Here is a 13984-nt window from a genome sequence, read left to right as displayed (position 1 = left end):
GCAATGGCGTGCAAATCATTTATAACCGCACGAATGTCAAAACCCGATACCAGTGTTGCGTCCACGGACGATCTGACCGTGTCCGAGCCGGCATCTGCGGTCCCTCCCCCTGAAAACGAAGATGACGATGACCGCAACGACCGCACTTTTTTCCGGTCGCGATTGCTGCGAAACATCCGCAACGCCCTGAAGGAAAATGGCCCCCTGGCGGCCATGTTCGCCGTGGTCTTCGTCAACCTGGTCGGTTTCGGCATTGTCGTGCCCCTGATGCCCTTTTTCGCCCAAAGCCTGAAGGCGCAGGCCTGGCAGGTGACACTTATGTTCACCACCTACTCCTTGGGCCAGTTCTTCGCAGAACCCTATTTCGGCCGCCTTAGTGACCGCATCGGGCGCAAGCCCATCCTGATCGTCACAACCGCCCTGAGCGTACTGTTCTATATCCTCCTCGCCTTTTCGCCCAATATTTGGGTCGCCATTCTCGTCCGGTTTTTCAGCGGCCTGAGTTCCGGCAATATCTCGACGATCCAGGGCTATGTCTCCGATGTCTCGCCGCCGGAAAAACGGTCCGGCCGCATGAGCCTGATTGGCGGCGCCTTTTCGCTCGGCTTCATCATCGGTCCGTTCATCGGCGGCATGCTGAGCCACGAAACCGCCGCCGGCGGCAACCAGTTCCAGTTGCCGCTCGTAGGCGCGGCTATCCTGTCGGCCATCGCCAGTTTCGGGGTCATGCTGTTCATTCGCGAAAGCCGTCAGCGCCGCACCAAGGCCGAAGCCGCCCAGCCCAATATTTTAAAGACGGCTCAGGAAGCCGTACGCAACCCGGTCATCCTGCGCGTCATCCTGGCGACCCTGTGCTACATGGCCGCCTTCGCCGGCCTGGAATCGACCTTCGGTCTGTGGGCCGAGGCGCGCTTTCACTGGGGGCCAAAGGAAATCGGCGCCATTTTCCTGCCGCTCGGCATCGCCGCCGCCCTGATGCAGATGGTCTTCATGCGCCCTCTGGTCCGCCGCTATGGCGAGAGCAGGGTGCTAGCGACCGGGCTGTTCGTTTTCGGCCTGAGCTTCGTGTTGCAAGGTGTAAACAGCATCAACTGGCTGATCGTACCGATCGTCATGTTGGGCGCCCTGGGACAAGCCGTTATTTTTTCGTCCATCTGCGCCATCATTTCCCTGTCGACACCACCGGACAAGCAAGGTGCCATGCTGGGGCTTAACATGTCGACCGGCGCGATTGCCCGCATCAGCGGACCAATGTTCGCCGGCTTCTTCTTCTCGGTGTTAGGCCCAGACGCGTCCTTATGGATGGGGGCGGGCATGACCTTGCCGGCCGCATTGCTGGCCCTGCAGGTCGGCAAGTTGCGTAAACAGCAGGCAAAGCTTCAGACCGGCCAGGAACAGGGGCAGATATAGATGGATCGTTTTCAGGCTGACTGGCATCGCTTCCACCCTAACACGCACCCGGTCGGGCATTTGCTGCGCCAAGCCGACGGCTGGAACCTGACGCGGTTTCATCTGCTGCCGGACAATCGCAAGGCCGCGCACGACCATGCTGAACTGCGCGCCCTGCTCGACCGCTTCAATACGGTGGCCACGGCGGCTTTGGGCGAAGGCGCGCCCTGTCATCTGGTCGCGCTGCAATCGCCCAACCAGGATAAACGCCATCGCGCCCGCATGGAACGTCTCAAGCGGCGCTATGGACTCACCCCCGGTTGGGAATTTCATTCAACCTCGGACCAGTTGAGCTATATTGTATGCGCCGGCGAGGTGACGTGGACCACCAACGGCTTCAACCGTCTGCTGCTGCATATTTACCAAACCGATTTCTGGGACATCATGTGGATGAACCGCGAGACAGGCGCCATCTTCCGCCCCTACGACGCTGGCGCAGACATTTCCCAGCCGACGCCGAACGATCTGATCGCGCGGATTTCCACCTTCTACGGCTGGCTGCCCACGGGCGGTATGGGCTTTATCAATTTCAACCAGGCCCAGATGGCGACGGCCCGGTTCCAGGTGACCAAGCCCTGCGCCGAAGCGATTCAGCGCGTGATCGCCGCTCAGACCAAATAGTCAGCCGCCGATCATGTCCTGCCATTTGCGTCTCAGGACGGCGTAGTCGGGATCGGCCGGGTAATCGATCTCGTCAGGGCCTATGACATAGAAGGCCTGCTTGGAGCGGGTCCAGATGTGCCCCGCCGGACGCAGCCACGTTGCGTCATCCAGTGTCCCGCCCTTGATATTGAATGTCTCGGCGCCCGCGGTACGACCGTGGAACAAGCGAATGCCACACCGGGGACAAAACTCACAGGTTTTAATCTTGCCGCTGTCCGCGGCAATTTCGAATATCGCCGGTTCACCCGATACCTCGACATCGACGGCGCGCACCTTGACCGACTCGCCGAAGGCCGAAGACGACTGCTTCTGGCAATGGGTGCAGTGGCACAGATAAAAGACGATCGGCACGGCCTTCAGCCTGTAACGCACATGGCCACACTGGCACCCGCCGAAAACGGGAAACTGGGGAAGTTGCAACGACATCGGCTCTCCATGTTATAGAGTCGCCCGACTATACGGCATTTCGCGGCAATGCATGCAACCCTGAGACTCCGCTTGCCTTCGCCGTCCTTTTCCTGTAACACCCGCCGTTCTTGCGCGTGGTCCGCCGCGCCGCTTGACACACTTCCGACCCGACGGGCCAAAAGGCATGCCTTGGCGGGTTTTAATTCCTATAGAGGGCGGCTTTAACACAGCCGTACATGAAATGCCCAAGTTGAAGACCAAGTCGGGCGCTAAAAAGCGTTTCCGTATCACTGCTTCAGGCAAGGTAAAGGCCGGCGTCGCCGGTAAGCGCCACCGTTTGATCTCGCACAATTCGAAGTACATCCGTCAAAACCGGGGTACCGAAGTGATGTCCGCGCCGGACATCGTGAAGATCAAATCCTACATGCCTTACGCCTAAGAGGAGCAGACACATATGGCTCGCGTTAAAAGAGGCGTAGTTTCCCACGCCCGTCACAAAAAAGTTCTGAAACTTGCCAAGGGCTTCTACGGCCGCCGCAAGAACACCATCCGCACCGCCAAGGCCGCCGTCGACAAGGCCGGCCAATACGCTTACCGTGACCGTAAGGTCAACAAGCGTAACTTCCGTGCCCTGTGGATCCAGCGCATCAATGCCGCTGCCCGCCTGGAAGGCTTCACCTATTCGCAATTTATCCACGGTCTGAACCTGGCCGGCATCGACATGGACCGTAAGGTTCTGTCCGACGTCGCCATGCATGACCTGAATGGCTTTAAGGCCATTGCGGACAAGGTGCGCTCGGCTCTGGCCTGATTTTCTGATCAGACCTGAACATAAGAACCCCGCACCTTTACCGGTCGCGGGGTTTTTTGTGCTTTCGCAACCCGCCGGTTTCATCGCGCCATTCCAACCGCGCCTCTTGTCGAAAATGCTTACATTTTGGCAGGAAGCGCTCTAAACCAGCCCATCGCCTCTTGGCACTTCTTCTCTAAAAGATACGAAAATGACCGCCTACACCGACCTGCAAAGTGAAATCGAAGGCGAAATCGCCGCCGCCGCCGACCTGGGCGCGCTGGATGCCGTGCGCGTTTCGGCGCTGGGCAAGACCGGCCGCATTTCGGGCCTGCTCAAGACACTGGGCGCCCTGCCGCCGGAAGAGCGCAAGACGACCGGCGCCGCCATCAACGCCGTGCGTGACGCCATCCAGACACAGCTGGATGCCCGCAAGGACACGCTTGAGGCTGCGCATCTGGCCCAGCGGCTGCAAAACGAACGTATTGACCTGTCCCTGCCGTCCGCGCCACGTCCGAAGGGCGGCGTCCACCCGACCCTCCAGGTCATGGATGAGATGATCGCCATCTTCGCCGAAATGGGCTTCGAGGTCGCCGAAGGACCGGACATCGAAGACGACTTCCACAACTTCACCGCCCTGAACTTCCCCGAGAAGCATCCGGCGCGCGAAATGCACGACACCTTCTTCTTCAATCCCGATGAAAACGGCGTGCGCAAGCTATTGCGCACCCATACCTCACCGGTCCAGATCCGTTCGATGGTGTCGGGCAAGCCGCCCTTCCGCCTGATCGTGCCGGGTCGCGTCTTCCGCTGCGACTCCGATCAGACCCACACGCCGATGTTCCACCAGATCGAAGGCCTGGTCATCGACCAGACGGCGCATATGGGGCATCTGAAATGGGTGCTGGAAACATTCATTTCTCGCTTCTTCGAAACCAACGACGTCACGACCCAGTTCCGTCCCCACCACTTCCCCTTCACCGAGCCGTCCGCCGAAATGGACGTGCGCTGCTCGTGGGAAAAGGGCGAACTGAAGGTCGGCACCGGCGACTCGTGGCTGGAAATCCTGGGCTGCGGCATGGTTCACCCGAACGTGCTGAAAGCGTGCGGCATTGATCCGGACGCATATCAGGGCTTTGCCTGGGGCATGGGCGTCGATCGCCTGGCCATGCTGAAATACGGCGTGCCGGACCTGCGCGACATGTTCGCCGCCGATACCCGCTGGCTTGGCCACTATGGTTTTAGCGGCTTCACCGCCCCGAACAGCGCCTCCGGTCTCTCCTAACGCTTATTGCCGGGCGGCACGCCGCCCCGGCGCCGAAATAAAGATATAGCCATGAAATTCTCGCTCTCCTGGTTGAAAGACCACCTCAAGACCGACGCCTCCATCGAAGACGTGGCCGCCGCCATGACCATGGCCGGCCTCGAAGTCGAAGACGTTATCGATGCCACCAAGGCGCTCAAGCCGTTTTCGGTCGCCAAGGTCGTTTCCGCCGCCAAGCACCCAAATGCGGACAAGTTGCAGGTCCTGCAGGTGGACACGGTTGACGGCCTGAAGGAAATCGTCTGCGGCGCGCCCAATGCCCGCGCTGGCATGACCACCATCTATGCCCCTATCGGCGCCTACGTGCCCGGCCTTGACGTGACACTGGTTGAAAAGCCGGTGCGCGGCGTCGTTTCCAACGGCATGATGTGTTCCGCCGCCGAGCTTCAGCTGTCCGAAGAGTCCGACGGCATTCTGGACCTGCCCGACGATCTCGCCGTCGGCACACCAGCCGCCCAGGTTTTCGGCGCCGAGCCGGTGATCGATTTCGAAGTCACCCCCAACCGCCCCGACTGGCTGGGCGTCAATGGCATCGCCCGCGATCTGGCCGCTACTGGTCTTGGCATTTTCGAAGACAAAGCCGTCACGCCTGTGACCGGCGCCTTCCCCTCGCCCATTTCGGTCAGCGTTGATGGCGATGCCTGCCGCTTCTTTTCCGGCCGCCTGATCCGCGGCGTGAAGAATGGGCCGTCGCCGGAATGGCTGCAAACCCGTCTGACCAGTATCGGGCTGAAACCGATCAGCACCCTGGTCGATATCACCAACTACCTGTCCTACGACCGCGCGCGGCCACTGCATGTCTATGATGCCGCCAAGCTGTCCGGCCCTTCGCTTGTTGCGGGAATCCCTTCCGAAAATTCGGAATTTTTAGCCCTCGACGGGAAAACATATTCCGTTACGCCGGAAATGTGCGCGATCATGGATGCGTCCGGCGTCATTGGCCTGGGCGGCATCATGGGGGGCGAAAGCACCGGCGTTTCGGACGAAACGACCGATGTCTTCCTCGAATCCGCCTGGTTCGACCCGATCCGCACCGCCCAGACCGGCCGCACGACCACCATTACCTCGGACGCGCAATATCGCTTCGCGCGCGGCGTCGATCCGGAATTCACCGTGCCGGGCCTTGAGCTGGCCACGCAACTGATCCTTGACCTGTGCGGCGGGGAAGCCTCGGAAATCGTGGCGGCCGGTGAATTGCCGGCACGGCGCCCCAATGTCCGCTTTGATCCCGCTTATGTCGGCAAGCTGACCGGCCTGTCCGTCGGCAATGATGAGATAAAGCGCATCCTCGGCGCACTCGGCTTCGGTATCGCAAATGACGGCAACGCCTATGACGTCTCCGTGCCGTCATGGCGCCGCGACGTCGAAGGCAAGGCGGATCTGGTCGAGGAAGTCGCCCGTATCCATGGCTTCAAAAACCTGCCGGCCACGCCGCTGCCCGTCGTCAATCCCCGCCCCGGCGGTGTTCTGACCGCCCCGCAGGCAAAGGCCCGCGTCGCGCGTCGCGCCCTCGCTGCCTATGGCTATTCGGAAGCGGTCACCTGGTCCTTCATGCGCCAGGAATGGGCCAAGCTGTTCGGCGGCGGAGACGACAAGCTGCTGCTCGCCAATCCGATCGCCTCGGAACTGAACTGCATGCGCCCGTCCGCCTTGCCGAACCTTCTGGAAGCCGCTGGCCGCAATGCATCGCGCGGCTTCGCCGGGGTGCAACTGTTCGAAATCGGGCCGATCTATCAGGGCCTGGAACCCAACGACCAGAAGACGACCATCACCGCCATCAAGGCGCCCGACAAGACACGTCACTGGCAGAACACGGGCGAGACCGCCCTGTTCGCGCTGAAAGGCGATCTGATGCGCCTGCTCGAAGACATGGGCGCGCCGGTGGCGTCGTTGCAACTGGCCCAGGGCCAGAACAGTGGCTACTGGCATCCCGGTCGCTCAGCGCGCCTGCAATTGGGGCCAAAACAGATCGTGGCTGAATTCGGCGAACTACATCCTGCCGTGCTGAAGGCGATGGACCTTGATGGCGCCTATCTTGGATTCGAAATCCGCATCGACAACCTGCCCTTGCCGAAGTCGAAGGGTGGCAAGTCAAAAGGGGCACTGACTCTGTCGCCGTTCATGCCGCTGACGCGCGACTTCGCCTTCCTTGTCCCCGACACCGCCGCTTCTGGTGATCTGGTCCGTGCGATCAAGGGCGCTGAAAAGACACTGATCAGCGATGCTCAGGTCTTCGACGTCTATACGGGTGCTGGTGTACCTGACGGTCAGAAATCGCTTGCCGTCATGGTTACCCTAACACCGGTAGACAAGACGCTTACAGAGCCGGAAATCGAAGCCGTGTCGGCCCGGATTATCGCCGCCGCGCAAAAGACCGGCGCCGCGCTCCGTAGCTGAAAGTGATCTCGCGGGTGGCGGCGATAGATCGCGCCACTCGCCAGTCTCGGTCGCTGAACGCACTCCAATCCCAGTATCTGGCTTAACACCCATTAACTGCGTCCTTAAAAACAACCTTAAACTTTCGCGCACATAGTTATCCACATGTCCGCGATCAGTTCAGCCTATTCCGGCGTTTATGCCGCCAACCAGCGCTTCGAAGCCGCCGCCGCCAACACGGTCCGCGATGCCTCAAGCGGCGGCGATATCGTCAGCGATGTGGTCGGCCAGATCGAGTCCCGGACAGCCTTCGAGGCCAGCATTTCCGTCGCCAAGACCGCCGACGAGATGATGGGACGCCTGCTTGATATCAAGGCGTAGATATCCATTTCTGAGTGTTTCTTGTTCCCCTAAACCTACATGCCCGCCACCCCACGGCGGGCATCTTTTTATCTGGAGCGGGGGTGCCCCTTAGCCTGGATATATAAACGTGCCACATTCAATTCGTTCGCACGCTGAGTTGCCGTATGGGCCTTGGCGACATAGGCTTGCCCGTCCGCTGCCATGGCCGTACGTCGCGGGGCATCATCGATCAGGCCGATAATCGCCGCCGCCAGGGTCTCACCCGTGACCTCGTTTACGTAAACCGCGTGCGAACCGCTGACTTCCTTAAGACCGCCCCGGCCCGATGAGACCACTGCGGCACCCGCTGCGTGCGCTTCCAGCGCCGTCAGGCCGAAGGCCTCCTCCCACAAGGACGGGACAACCGCTATCCCGGCCCGCTTCATTTCACGGCGAACGTCGCTCAGCGGCAGATCGGTCATCAGGCGCACGCGCGACCCGAAGGGCTCCAGCAGGCGCAACTGCGTGGCGACGAACGCTGGATGCGTGACACTGTTGTTCATCAGCAACTGCCCCCGCCAGGCCGGACGCGCCGTCAGAACGGCGGCCAAGGCATGGCAGAAGGGCTCAAACCCCTTTTCCGGCGCCGCGCGGCCGCAGAATACGACGACCGGATCGCGGCTTTGCGGATCGGCATACCATAGGGCGGCATCGATGGGATTGGGAACGGCGAAGCTCAGGTCAGCCCATTGTGGGCTCTGCGCCAGGAAATCGTCGCGGGCGGCGCTGCTGACGAAGATATAGGCGCCGAACGGACGGCCGTACCACCAACGGCGCAAGCGCCCCGTCACGGATCGCCGCGGCTTGACGTAGTTGTGGCGATATATGCTGTTGGGAATCTCAGGAAAAGCAGCCGCTATGGGATAGAGGCGCACCATGTTCTGCTGAAATTCGATATAGTCCGGTCCAAAGGCGCGTATCGCAGCAATGACCGCTCGATTCCGCCCGCCCCCCGGCCGGACGGTGACCACGCTCATATCGCCATGGTCACGCGCGCCCGCATCGCAGAAAACCTTTACCTCGTGCCCAAAATCACCCCCGGCATGTAAGGTGCGCACGACCGTTTCGATCGAATTCGGGGCATGGATGTCGAACAGGAACCCCGGCGGCAGCACGATGGCGATTTTCATAAAACCTGCTCACCCTTTCACACGCTACCTGGTATCGCAGCATATGTCCGCTACACCGCAATTGTGACCGATCTGTATCGACCGGCCACCCTTGCGGGATTGGACTCAATAGTCCTCGTCTTCTTCCGGTTCCGAACGCTTGCCGCCACCGGCGCCGAAAACGTCCTCGAGCGATAAATCCGTCTTCTTGGAATAGGGGCTGTCGTCTTCTTCCTCGAACGCGGGCTGAATCGTCTGCGCGGGCTTCAGCGACGGATCTTCGAGCGGAAGACCGTGCTTTTCGGCGTGCTTGCGCTTGACGTCGGCTGCCTTACGGACCGCAGCGTCCAGTTCGATCTGGCCGATCAGGCCCAAGGTTACTGGGTCCACCGGTTTGATGTTGGACGAATTCCAGTGCGTGCGCGAACGCACCTGCTCGATGGTCGACTTGGTGGTGCCCAGCAGCTTGGAAATCTGCGCATCCGTGACTTCCGGGTGATTCTTGACGAACCACAGGATGGCGTCGGGGCGGTCCTGGCGGCGGGACACCGGAGTGTAGCGCGGCGCCTTCTTGGACGGCTTCAACAATTCGGCGTGGCGCGAGACCAGCGCCTTCATGCGATAGGTGTCTTTTTCTTCCGCCTTGGTCAGTTCTTCGCGCGTCAACTGGCCGTTGGCGATGGGATCGGCGCCGCGGATATCGCGCGCCACTTCGCCATCGGCAATGCCTTTGACTTCAAGCGGGTGGAGGCCACAGAATTCAGCGATCTGGTCGAACGACAAGGACGTGTTGTCGACGAGCCAAACAGCGGTGGCCTTGGGCATCAGGATGTCGGCCATGGGAATTTTCCTTTATCCAGAAATGGCTACGCCCGGCCTTTTCGGCCGGGCGCAGGGGGTGTGGGTGAGTGTATAGAGCGATTTTTCGCGAAAGGGAAGCCCGTTTCATGGCCGCCTCTGGATCACCACCGCCCGCGTGCCTATGTCAGACCCATGACTGATTTTCATGCCATGCACCCCGAACTGACGACGCTTTTCACCGACCATGACCTTGTGCCGGAAACCCGGGGCAACTGGCTGTTGCTCGATGACGCGTTTCCCGCCGTTCGCGCCCATGCGACGGGGCGCCTTCTGACAGTTGAAATCGCACTGGACGCGCATCGCGTGATCACCGAACTCTACCCGCTCGACGCGGGTCTGGACCTGTTTCGAGACGGCAGCTTTCCCGTCCTGCGCAGCGCCTTCTGGCAGAGCCACGATCCAAACATCGTGCTGACCCAGGTTATCCGTCGGCCCGATGGCCCCTGGCGTGTGTTTACAGGACGCTACCTGCGTCACGTCGCGACCGAGGAACGGCCGCCCCTGCCCTATCGCCTGTTCGAAACGGTTCAGGCGTTTTTGCACGATAGGCCCCTATCCAGTGACCTGCATTGGCTGTCGACCGGCGTAGCGGTGGACAGTGACGGCCCGGCCGCCGACATTCGCCTGGATGGCGCGCGTCAACCGGCCCTGGAAGCCGCGGTAAGCGCGCTGGACTGGCTCCATGATGGGCGGGACTACACGGTCCGCAACACCCTTGTCCTGACCCGGGCATAAAGCGCGCGGTCAGTATTCGCAGTGCATCTTGACCCATTGCCCGCCACTGTCACGGCAGGCCTTCTTCGGATCGAACACATAGGCCCCGCCGCCAATGATCGCCCCAATACCAATCACGGCAATCACCAGAACCCAGATCCACAGTCTCTTCATAGCTTAAGTACCACCTTACCCGTATGCGCGCCGGAATCCATATAGGCATGGGCGGCTGGCGCGTCCGCAAAATCGAAAGTCCTGTCCACCACGGTCCGGATTTTGCCGTCCTCGATCAGTGGCCAGACCCGTTCATGCACCTTGGCGGTCAGACGCGCCTTTTCATCCGGCGAGCGCGGCCGCAACATGGACCCAGTCAATATGGCGAATTTGGCAATGATACGGCGCAGGTCGAGTTCCACCGTCGATTCCTTGCCAAATCCGACCTGGACGATACGTCCGCGCATATTGAGACAGGCGAGATTCTTGCCGAAGAAATCTCCCGCCACGATGTCGAGCACGACATCTGCGCCACCGGCGGCCTTGACCGCGGCCACGAAATCTTCGGCATCGCTGTCGATCACCAGATCAGCCCCCAGATCGCGGGCAAAGGCGCACTTGGCTGCACCGCGCGCCGTCGCGATTACCCGCGCGCCGAACGCCTTGCCCAACAATATGGTCATGGCGCCAATACCCGAATTGCCACCGTGGACCAGAACCGTTTCTCCCACCTGAAGGCTGCCATGTTCCATCAGGTTGGCGTAGACGGTAAGCACGGTTTCCGGCAGGGACGCCGCCTGCGCCAGGGACAGGCCTTTCGGAACCGGTAAAAGATGACGGATATCGACGGCGACAAATTCGGCGTAACCGCCGCCGTTGACCAGGGCGCACACCTCGTCCCCCACGGCCCAGCCGATGTCGTCGCCATAGGGCTCAGGCAGGTTGATGGCATCTATGATGCCCGAAACTTCCAGTCCCAGAATGGGCGACGCACCCGGCGGCGGCGGGTAGACGCCGCGTCTTTGCAGGATATCCGGCCGGTTCACGCCGGCAAATCTGGTTCGAATTAACACATGTCCCGGTGCCAGATCGGGCCGCGGCGTCTCACCGACGTACAAATCCGACGGGTTCTGACCATCGCCGGAGATCAAAATGGCTTTCATGACTGATTCGTTTTCCTTGATTTCTTCGCGCAAGAGGCGTTTCATCTCAGGTGGGACGATGACGCAAAATTGGCGTAAAAGTCCATACGGGAGACACCAAACATGGCGATAATGGATGAAAACGAGTCGCTGGCCCGATTGAATGCCGGACCCTTGACTGCCCTTGTGCGCGAGGACCTCGATCCTTACAGCGTCGAGGACCTGGAAGCCCGCATCGAAACCCTGGAAAGCGAAATCGCCCGCGCCCGCTCTGCCATGGATCGCAAAATAAATCGCCGGTCCGCCGCCGACGCTTTATTCTCTTTTAAGGATCATTAACGATAACTGATCGTCATGCGTTCCCGGTCGATGGCACAGGCGTTGCAGTGCCAGCCCCCAAGGTCTTCATGATGACACCTACGCCCGGCGGGGCAAACAGGCGGGTCAGAAGAGACCTGCGCCACAGTTCTCAGCATAAGGCTTACATATGTCCGATACCGCACCCGTTCTGAATGCCCGTGTAGGCATTGTGCGTGATTTCGCCTCTTCCGATCTGTTCGATCGCACCTTCAAGGAAGGCATGGCTTTGGTCGAAGAGACCGCCGCCTACCTCGACGGTGACGGCCGCCGTGACTCCCGTCTCTTGTCCCGCGAAGATGCCCTGGTCTATGCCGGCGAAAGCATGCGTCTGACGACGCGCCTGATGCAGATCGCGTCCTGGCTTCTGGTTCAGCGCGCCGTTCGCGAAGGCGATATGGATCCCTCCGACGCCTGCGACGACAAATATCGTATCGCCCCGCTCAAGGCCGACGCCGCCGACGGCGCCATGACCATGCCGGGCGGCCTGCTCAGCCTGCTCGACCGCTCCAACCGCCTTTATGAACGCATTTCGCATATGGACAAGCGCATGTTCATCGACGGCGAAGGCGACACCCCTAAGGTCAATGCCGTGATGAGCCAGATGGCCATGCTGCAAAACGCCTTTGCCGGTCAGCCCAGCCTCGACGCCTAAGCATTTTCCGTCGATTTGAAAAAGGCGTGCAGTCGATGCACGCCTTTTTTGTGCCCGCGCACCTAGTCATTTTGATCATGGCGGCACTCTTCGCCTGTCACGCGAACGGAGCCGTGGGTCATTTTGCATCGAATCCCGATTTTGAACCGGCGGTGCCCCGAGGTGCATTGTAACTGTCACAGGTCCATTTTTGCCCTATAACCCTGATTTTTTCACCTGTTGAGCGAACCCGACGCCCCAGATAACACCGTGTGGCACGCCATTTGAAACCTGTAAGGCGAGCCGTTTCACTTTGGAACAGCGCCACACACGAACTTTTTGGGGTTTGAAATCATGGCTACCGATATCGATCTGCACCTGGGTAAGCGTCTGCGTCGTCGCCGTCGTCTGCTCGGCCTGACACAACAACAACTCGCCCTGGCTGTCGGCATCCGCTTCCAGCAGATTCAAAAATATGAATGCGGCGCCAACCGTATTTCGGCCGCCCGTCTGTTCCAACTGGCCAAGGCGTTGGAAACCCCGATCAACTATTTCTACGACGGCCTGACCGATGAGAAGACCGAAGTTGCCGCCGTCAACAACGAAGGTATCGAAGTGTTCTCGCGCAAGGAAACCCTCGACCTCATCCAGGCCTATTACCGCCTGTCGGAGCGCCCCCGTCGTCGTCTCCTCGACTTGGCCAAGTCGCTCAATGGTGAAAGCGAGCAAGCGGCGTAAGCCAAGGGCTTACACCGCTTGCCATCTTTCGTAAGAGATTACGCGCAAACGTGCGCGGCGGGCGGTCGCCCTTGCCAAGGTTCCTTAAGAACCTTGGAGGTCCAAACCCAAGGCCGACGACAAACCTCTGGACCCGCATGGCCGATACGGCTATGCGGGTTGTCATGTCAGAATACATCCCCGACCACGCCGCGCCCGACTATACTGTCCTGGAATCCTTCGCGCTGGAGTTGTCCGCCGCCGCCGCCGAAGCCGCCCTCCCCCTGTTCCGCCTGAAGGGCCTGGGCGAGATCAACAAGGGCAATGCCAGCCGCGCCGATGTCCATTTCGACCCCGTCACCGAAGCCGATAAAGGCGCCGAGCGCGCCATCCGCGCCCTGATCAACAAGCGCTATCCCGACCACGGCATAATCGGTGAGGAATACGGTACAGAAAAGCCAGACGCCGACTATGTCTGGGTCCTCGACCCGGTCGATGGCACCCGCGCCTTCATTTCCGGGCTGCCGGTGTGGACGACGTTGATCGGTTTGCGTTTCAAGGGCCGCCCGGTCCTGGGCGTCATCGCTCAGCCCGTCTTGCAGGAAATCTATCTCGGATCGCCCCTGGGCTCACGCCTGATCACGCCCACCGGCAGCACGCCCCTGTCGGTGCGGGGCTGCGCGTCTTTAAACGATGCCGTCATCGCCACCACCGACCCGCACCTCTACAGCGGGTTGGAGGTCGATGCCTACGCCGCCCTGCGTACGGCCAGCAAGCTGGTCCGCTATGGCTGCGACGCCTATGCCTTCGCCATGGTGGCGGCAGGAACGATGGATATCGCCTTGGAAACCGGACTGAAGCCTTGGGATATCGAAGCGATTATCCCCGTGATTGAAAACGCTGGCGGTGTGGTCGTAAACTGGCATGGCCGACCGGTCGGTCCCGAAGCCGGCCAGGTGCTGGCCGCCGGATCGCAGGCCGTGGCTGATGAAGCCTTGACACATCTCGGCGTCGCGGCGGATTAGAGCAAAAAATGAGAGCCAT

17 protein-coding genes are annotated in these 13984 nt (G+C 60.6%); 12 read left to right on the top strand and 5 right to left on the bottom strand.

The features are described 5' to 3' along the window. The first annotated feature begins 33 nt into the window (after window positions 1–33). On the top strand, window positions 34–1410 hold the full coding sequence (locus tag AEAC466_RS26585) for an MFS transporter (RefSeq protein ID WP_023456783.1): 1377 nt from the start codon (window positions 34–36) through the stop codon (window positions 1408–1410). Continuing rightward, window positions 1411–2070, top strand: a complete 660-nt coding sequence (locus AEAC466_RS26580; protein ID WP_023456782.1) for a DUF3885 domain-containing protein — start codon at window positions 1411–1413, stop codon at window positions 2068–2070. Here AEAC466_RS26580 and AEAC466_RS26575 read toward each other — a convergent pair whose 3' ends face one another. Continuing rightward, window positions 2071–2538 carry a GFA family protein gene (locus AEAC466_RS26575; RefSeq protein WP_031238198.1) on the bottom strand — a complete coding sequence of 156 codons (468 nt, stop codon included), beginning with the start codon at window positions 2536–2538 and terminating at the stop codon, window positions 2071–2073. It abuts the gene before it with no gap. A 223-nt stretch (window positions 2539–2761) separates the two neighbouring features. Between AEAC466_RS26575 and rpmI the strand changes: the two genes are divergently transcribed. The 5 genes from rpmI to AEAC466_RS26550 all read left to right on the top strand — a co-directional run bounded on the left by rpmI (window position 2762) and on the right by AEAC466_RS26550 (window position 7391). Continuing rightward, window positions 2762–2959, top strand: a complete 198-nt coding sequence (gene rpmI, locus AEAC466_RS26570; protein WP_023456780.1) for a 50S ribosomal protein L35 — start codon at window positions 2762–2764, stop codon at window positions 2957–2959. 15 nt (window positions 2960–2974) lie between these two features. Continuing rightward, window positions 2975–3331 (top strand): 50S ribosomal protein L20, encoded by a 357-nt coding sequence (rplT, locus tag AEAC466_RS26565; RefSeq protein WP_023456779.1) that lies wholly within the window; start codon window positions 2975–2977, stop codon window positions 3329–3331. 190 nt (window positions 3332–3521) lie between these two features. Further along, window positions 3522–4595, top strand: coding sequence for a phenylalanine--tRNA ligase subunit alpha (gene pheS, locus AEAC466_RS26560; RefSeq protein ID WP_023456778.1), 1074 nt, complete (start codon window positions 3522–3524; stop codon window positions 4593–4595). A gap of 51 nt (window positions 4596–4646) precedes the next feature. Continuing rightward, window positions 4647–7031 carry a phenylalanine--tRNA ligase subunit beta gene (gene pheT, locus AEAC466_RS26555; RefSeq protein ID WP_023456777.1) on the top strand — a complete coding sequence of 795 codons (2385 nt, stop codon included), beginning with the start codon at window positions 4647–4649 and terminating at the stop codon, window positions 7029–7031. 144 nt (window positions 7032–7175) lie between these two features. Then, the gene (locus AEAC466_RS26550) at window positions 7176–7391 is read left to right on the top strand and encodes a flagellar basal body rod C-terminal domain-containing protein (protein ID WP_023456776.1); all 216 of its coding nucleotides are present in this window, start codon (window positions 7176–7178) and stop codon (window positions 7389–7391) included. 68 nt (window positions 7392–7459) lie between these two features. Here AEAC466_RS26550 and AEAC466_RS26545 read toward each other — a convergent pair whose 3' ends face one another. Continuing rightward, a complete protein-coding gene (locus AEAC466_RS26545; protein WP_023456775.1) occupies window positions 7460–8542 on the bottom strand; it encodes a glycosyltransferase family 4 protein in 1083 nt (360 codons plus the stop codon). 105 nt (window positions 8543–8647) lie between these two features. Then, window positions 8648–9361 (bottom strand): DUF1013 domain-containing protein, encoded by a 714-nt coding sequence (locus AEAC466_RS26540; RefSeq protein ID WP_023456774.1) that lies wholly within the window; start codon window positions 9359–9361, stop codon window positions 8648–8650. Window positions 9362–9514: 153 nt separating this feature from the next. Here AEAC466_RS26540 and AEAC466_RS26535 point away from each other — a divergent pair, with 153 nt between their 5' ends. After that, window positions 9515–10117, top strand: coding sequence for a DUF6348 family protein (locus AEAC466_RS26535; RefSeq protein WP_023456773.1), 603 nt, complete (start codon window positions 9515–9517; stop codon window positions 10115–10117). Window positions 10118–10126: 9 nt separating this feature from the next. Here AEAC466_RS26535 and AEAC466_RS44390 read toward each other — a convergent pair whose 3' ends face one another. Continuing rightward, window positions 10127–10270 (bottom strand): hypothetical protein, encoded by a 144-nt coding sequence (locus tag AEAC466_RS44390; RefSeq protein WP_023456772.1) that lies wholly within the window; start codon window positions 10268–10270, stop codon window positions 10127–10129. Beyond that, window positions 10267–11253 carry an NAD(P)H-quinone oxidoreductase gene (locus AEAC466_RS26530; protein WP_031238197.1) on the bottom strand — a complete coding sequence of 329 codons (987 nt, stop codon included), beginning with the start codon at window positions 11251–11253 and terminating at the stop codon, window positions 10267–10269. Before AEAC466_RS26530 ends, AEAC466_RS44390 begins: the two co-directional genes overlap by 4 nt. A gap of 102 nt (window positions 11254–11355) precedes the next feature. On the opposite strand from AEAC466_RS26530, the gene AEAC466_RS26525 reads away from it, so the two are divergent. The 4 genes from AEAC466_RS26525 to hisN all read left to right on the top strand — a co-directional run bounded on the left by AEAC466_RS26525 (window position 11356) and on the right by hisN (window position 13965). Beyond that, the gene (locus tag AEAC466_RS26525) at window positions 11356–11571 is read left to right on the top strand and encodes a DUF1192 domain-containing protein (RefSeq protein WP_023456770.1); all 216 of its coding nucleotides are present in this window, start codon (window positions 11356–11358) and stop codon (window positions 11569–11571) included. Window positions 11572–11719: 148 nt separating this feature from the next. Further along, window positions 11720–12244, top strand: coding sequence for a protease adaptor protein RcdA (gene rcdA / locus AEAC466_RS26520; RefSeq protein WP_023456769.1), 525 nt, complete (start codon window positions 11720–11722; stop codon window positions 12242–12244). Window positions 12245–12577: 333 nt separating this feature from the next. Continuing rightward, a complete protein-coding gene (locus AEAC466_RS26515; RefSeq protein ID WP_023456768.1) occupies window positions 12578–12961 on the top strand; it encodes a helix-turn-helix domain-containing protein in 384 nt (127 codons plus the stop codon). Window positions 12962–13125: 164 nt separating this feature from the next. Beyond that, window positions 13126–13965: a histidinol-phosphatase gene (gene hisN / locus AEAC466_RS26510; protein ID WP_052025059.1), complete on the top strand. Its 840-nt coding sequence runs from the start codon at window positions 13126–13128 to the stop codon at window positions 13963–13965. Window positions 13966–13984 lie beyond the last annotated feature (19 nt).

This window comes from Asticcacaulis sp. AC466 (genome assembly GCF_000495815.1).
Classification (GTDB): domain Bacteria; phylum Pseudomonadota; class Alphaproteobacteria; order Caulobacterales; family Caulobacteraceae; genus Asticcacaulis.
This window is presented reverse-complemented; position numbering and strand designations above follow the sequence as displayed.

Coding starts and splice junctions, on each gene's coding strand:
- AEAC466_RS26575 (WP_031238198.1), bottom strand. CDS start 2,538: ATGTCGTTGCAACTTCCCCAGTTTCCCGTTTTCGGCGGGTGCCAGTGT.
- AEAC466_RS26525 (WP_023456770.1), top strand. CDS start 11,356: ATGGCGATAATGGATGAAAACGAGTCGCTGGCCCGATTGAATGCCGGA.
- AEAC466_RS26580 (WP_023456782.1), top strand. CDS start 1,411: ATGGATCGTTTTCAGGCTGACTGGCATCGCTTCCACCCTAACACGCAC.
- AEAC466_RS44390 (WP_023456772.1), bottom strand. CDS start 10,270: ATGAAGAGACTGTGGATCTGGGTTCTGGTGATTGCCGTGATTGGTATT.
- pheT (WP_023456777.1), top strand. CDS start 4,647: ATGAAATTCTCGCTCTCCTGGTTGAAAGACCACCTCAAGACCGACGCC.
- rpmI (WP_023456780.1), top strand. CDS start 2,762: ATGCCCAAGTTGAAGACCAAGTCGGGCGCTAAAAAGCGTTTCCGTATC.
- rplT (WP_023456779.1), top strand. CDS start 2,975: ATGGCTCGCGTTAAAAGAGGCGTAGTTTCCCACGCCCGTCACAAAAAA.
- AEAC466_RS26545 (WP_023456775.1), bottom strand. CDS start 8,542: ATGAAAATCGCCATCGTGCTGCCGCCGGGGTTCCTGTTCGACATCCAT.
- AEAC466_RS26515 (WP_023456768.1), top strand. CDS start 12,578: ATGGCTACCGATATCGATCTGCACCTGGGTAAGCGTCTGCGTCGTCGC.
- rcdA (WP_023456769.1), top strand. CDS start 11,720: ATGTCCGATACCGCACCCGTTCTGAATGCCCGTGTAGGCATTGTGCGT.
- AEAC466_RS26535 (WP_023456773.1), top strand. CDS start 9,515: ATGACTGATTTTCATGCCATGCACCCCGAACTGACGACGCTTTTCACC.
- AEAC466_RS26585 (WP_023456783.1), top strand. CDS start 34: ATGTCAAAACCCGATACCAGTGTTGCGTCCACGGACGATCTGACCGTG.
- pheS (WP_023456778.1), top strand. CDS start 3,522: ATGACCGCCTACACCGACCTGCAAAGTGAAATCGAAGGCGAAATCGCC.
- AEAC466_RS26550 (WP_023456776.1), top strand. CDS start 7,176: ATGTCCGCGATCAGTTCAGCCTATTCCGGCGTTTATGCCGCCAACCAG.
- AEAC466_RS26540 (WP_023456774.1), bottom strand. CDS start 9,361: ATGGCCGACATCCTGATGCCCAAGGCCACCGCTGTTTGGCTCGTCGAC.
- hisN (WP_052025059.1), top strand. CDS start 13,126: ATGTCAGAATACATCCCCGACCACGCCGCGCCCGACTATACTGTCCTG.
- AEAC466_RS26530 (WP_031238197.1), bottom strand. CDS start 11,253: ATGAAAGCCATTTTGATCTCCGGCGATGGTCAGAACCCGTCGGATTTG.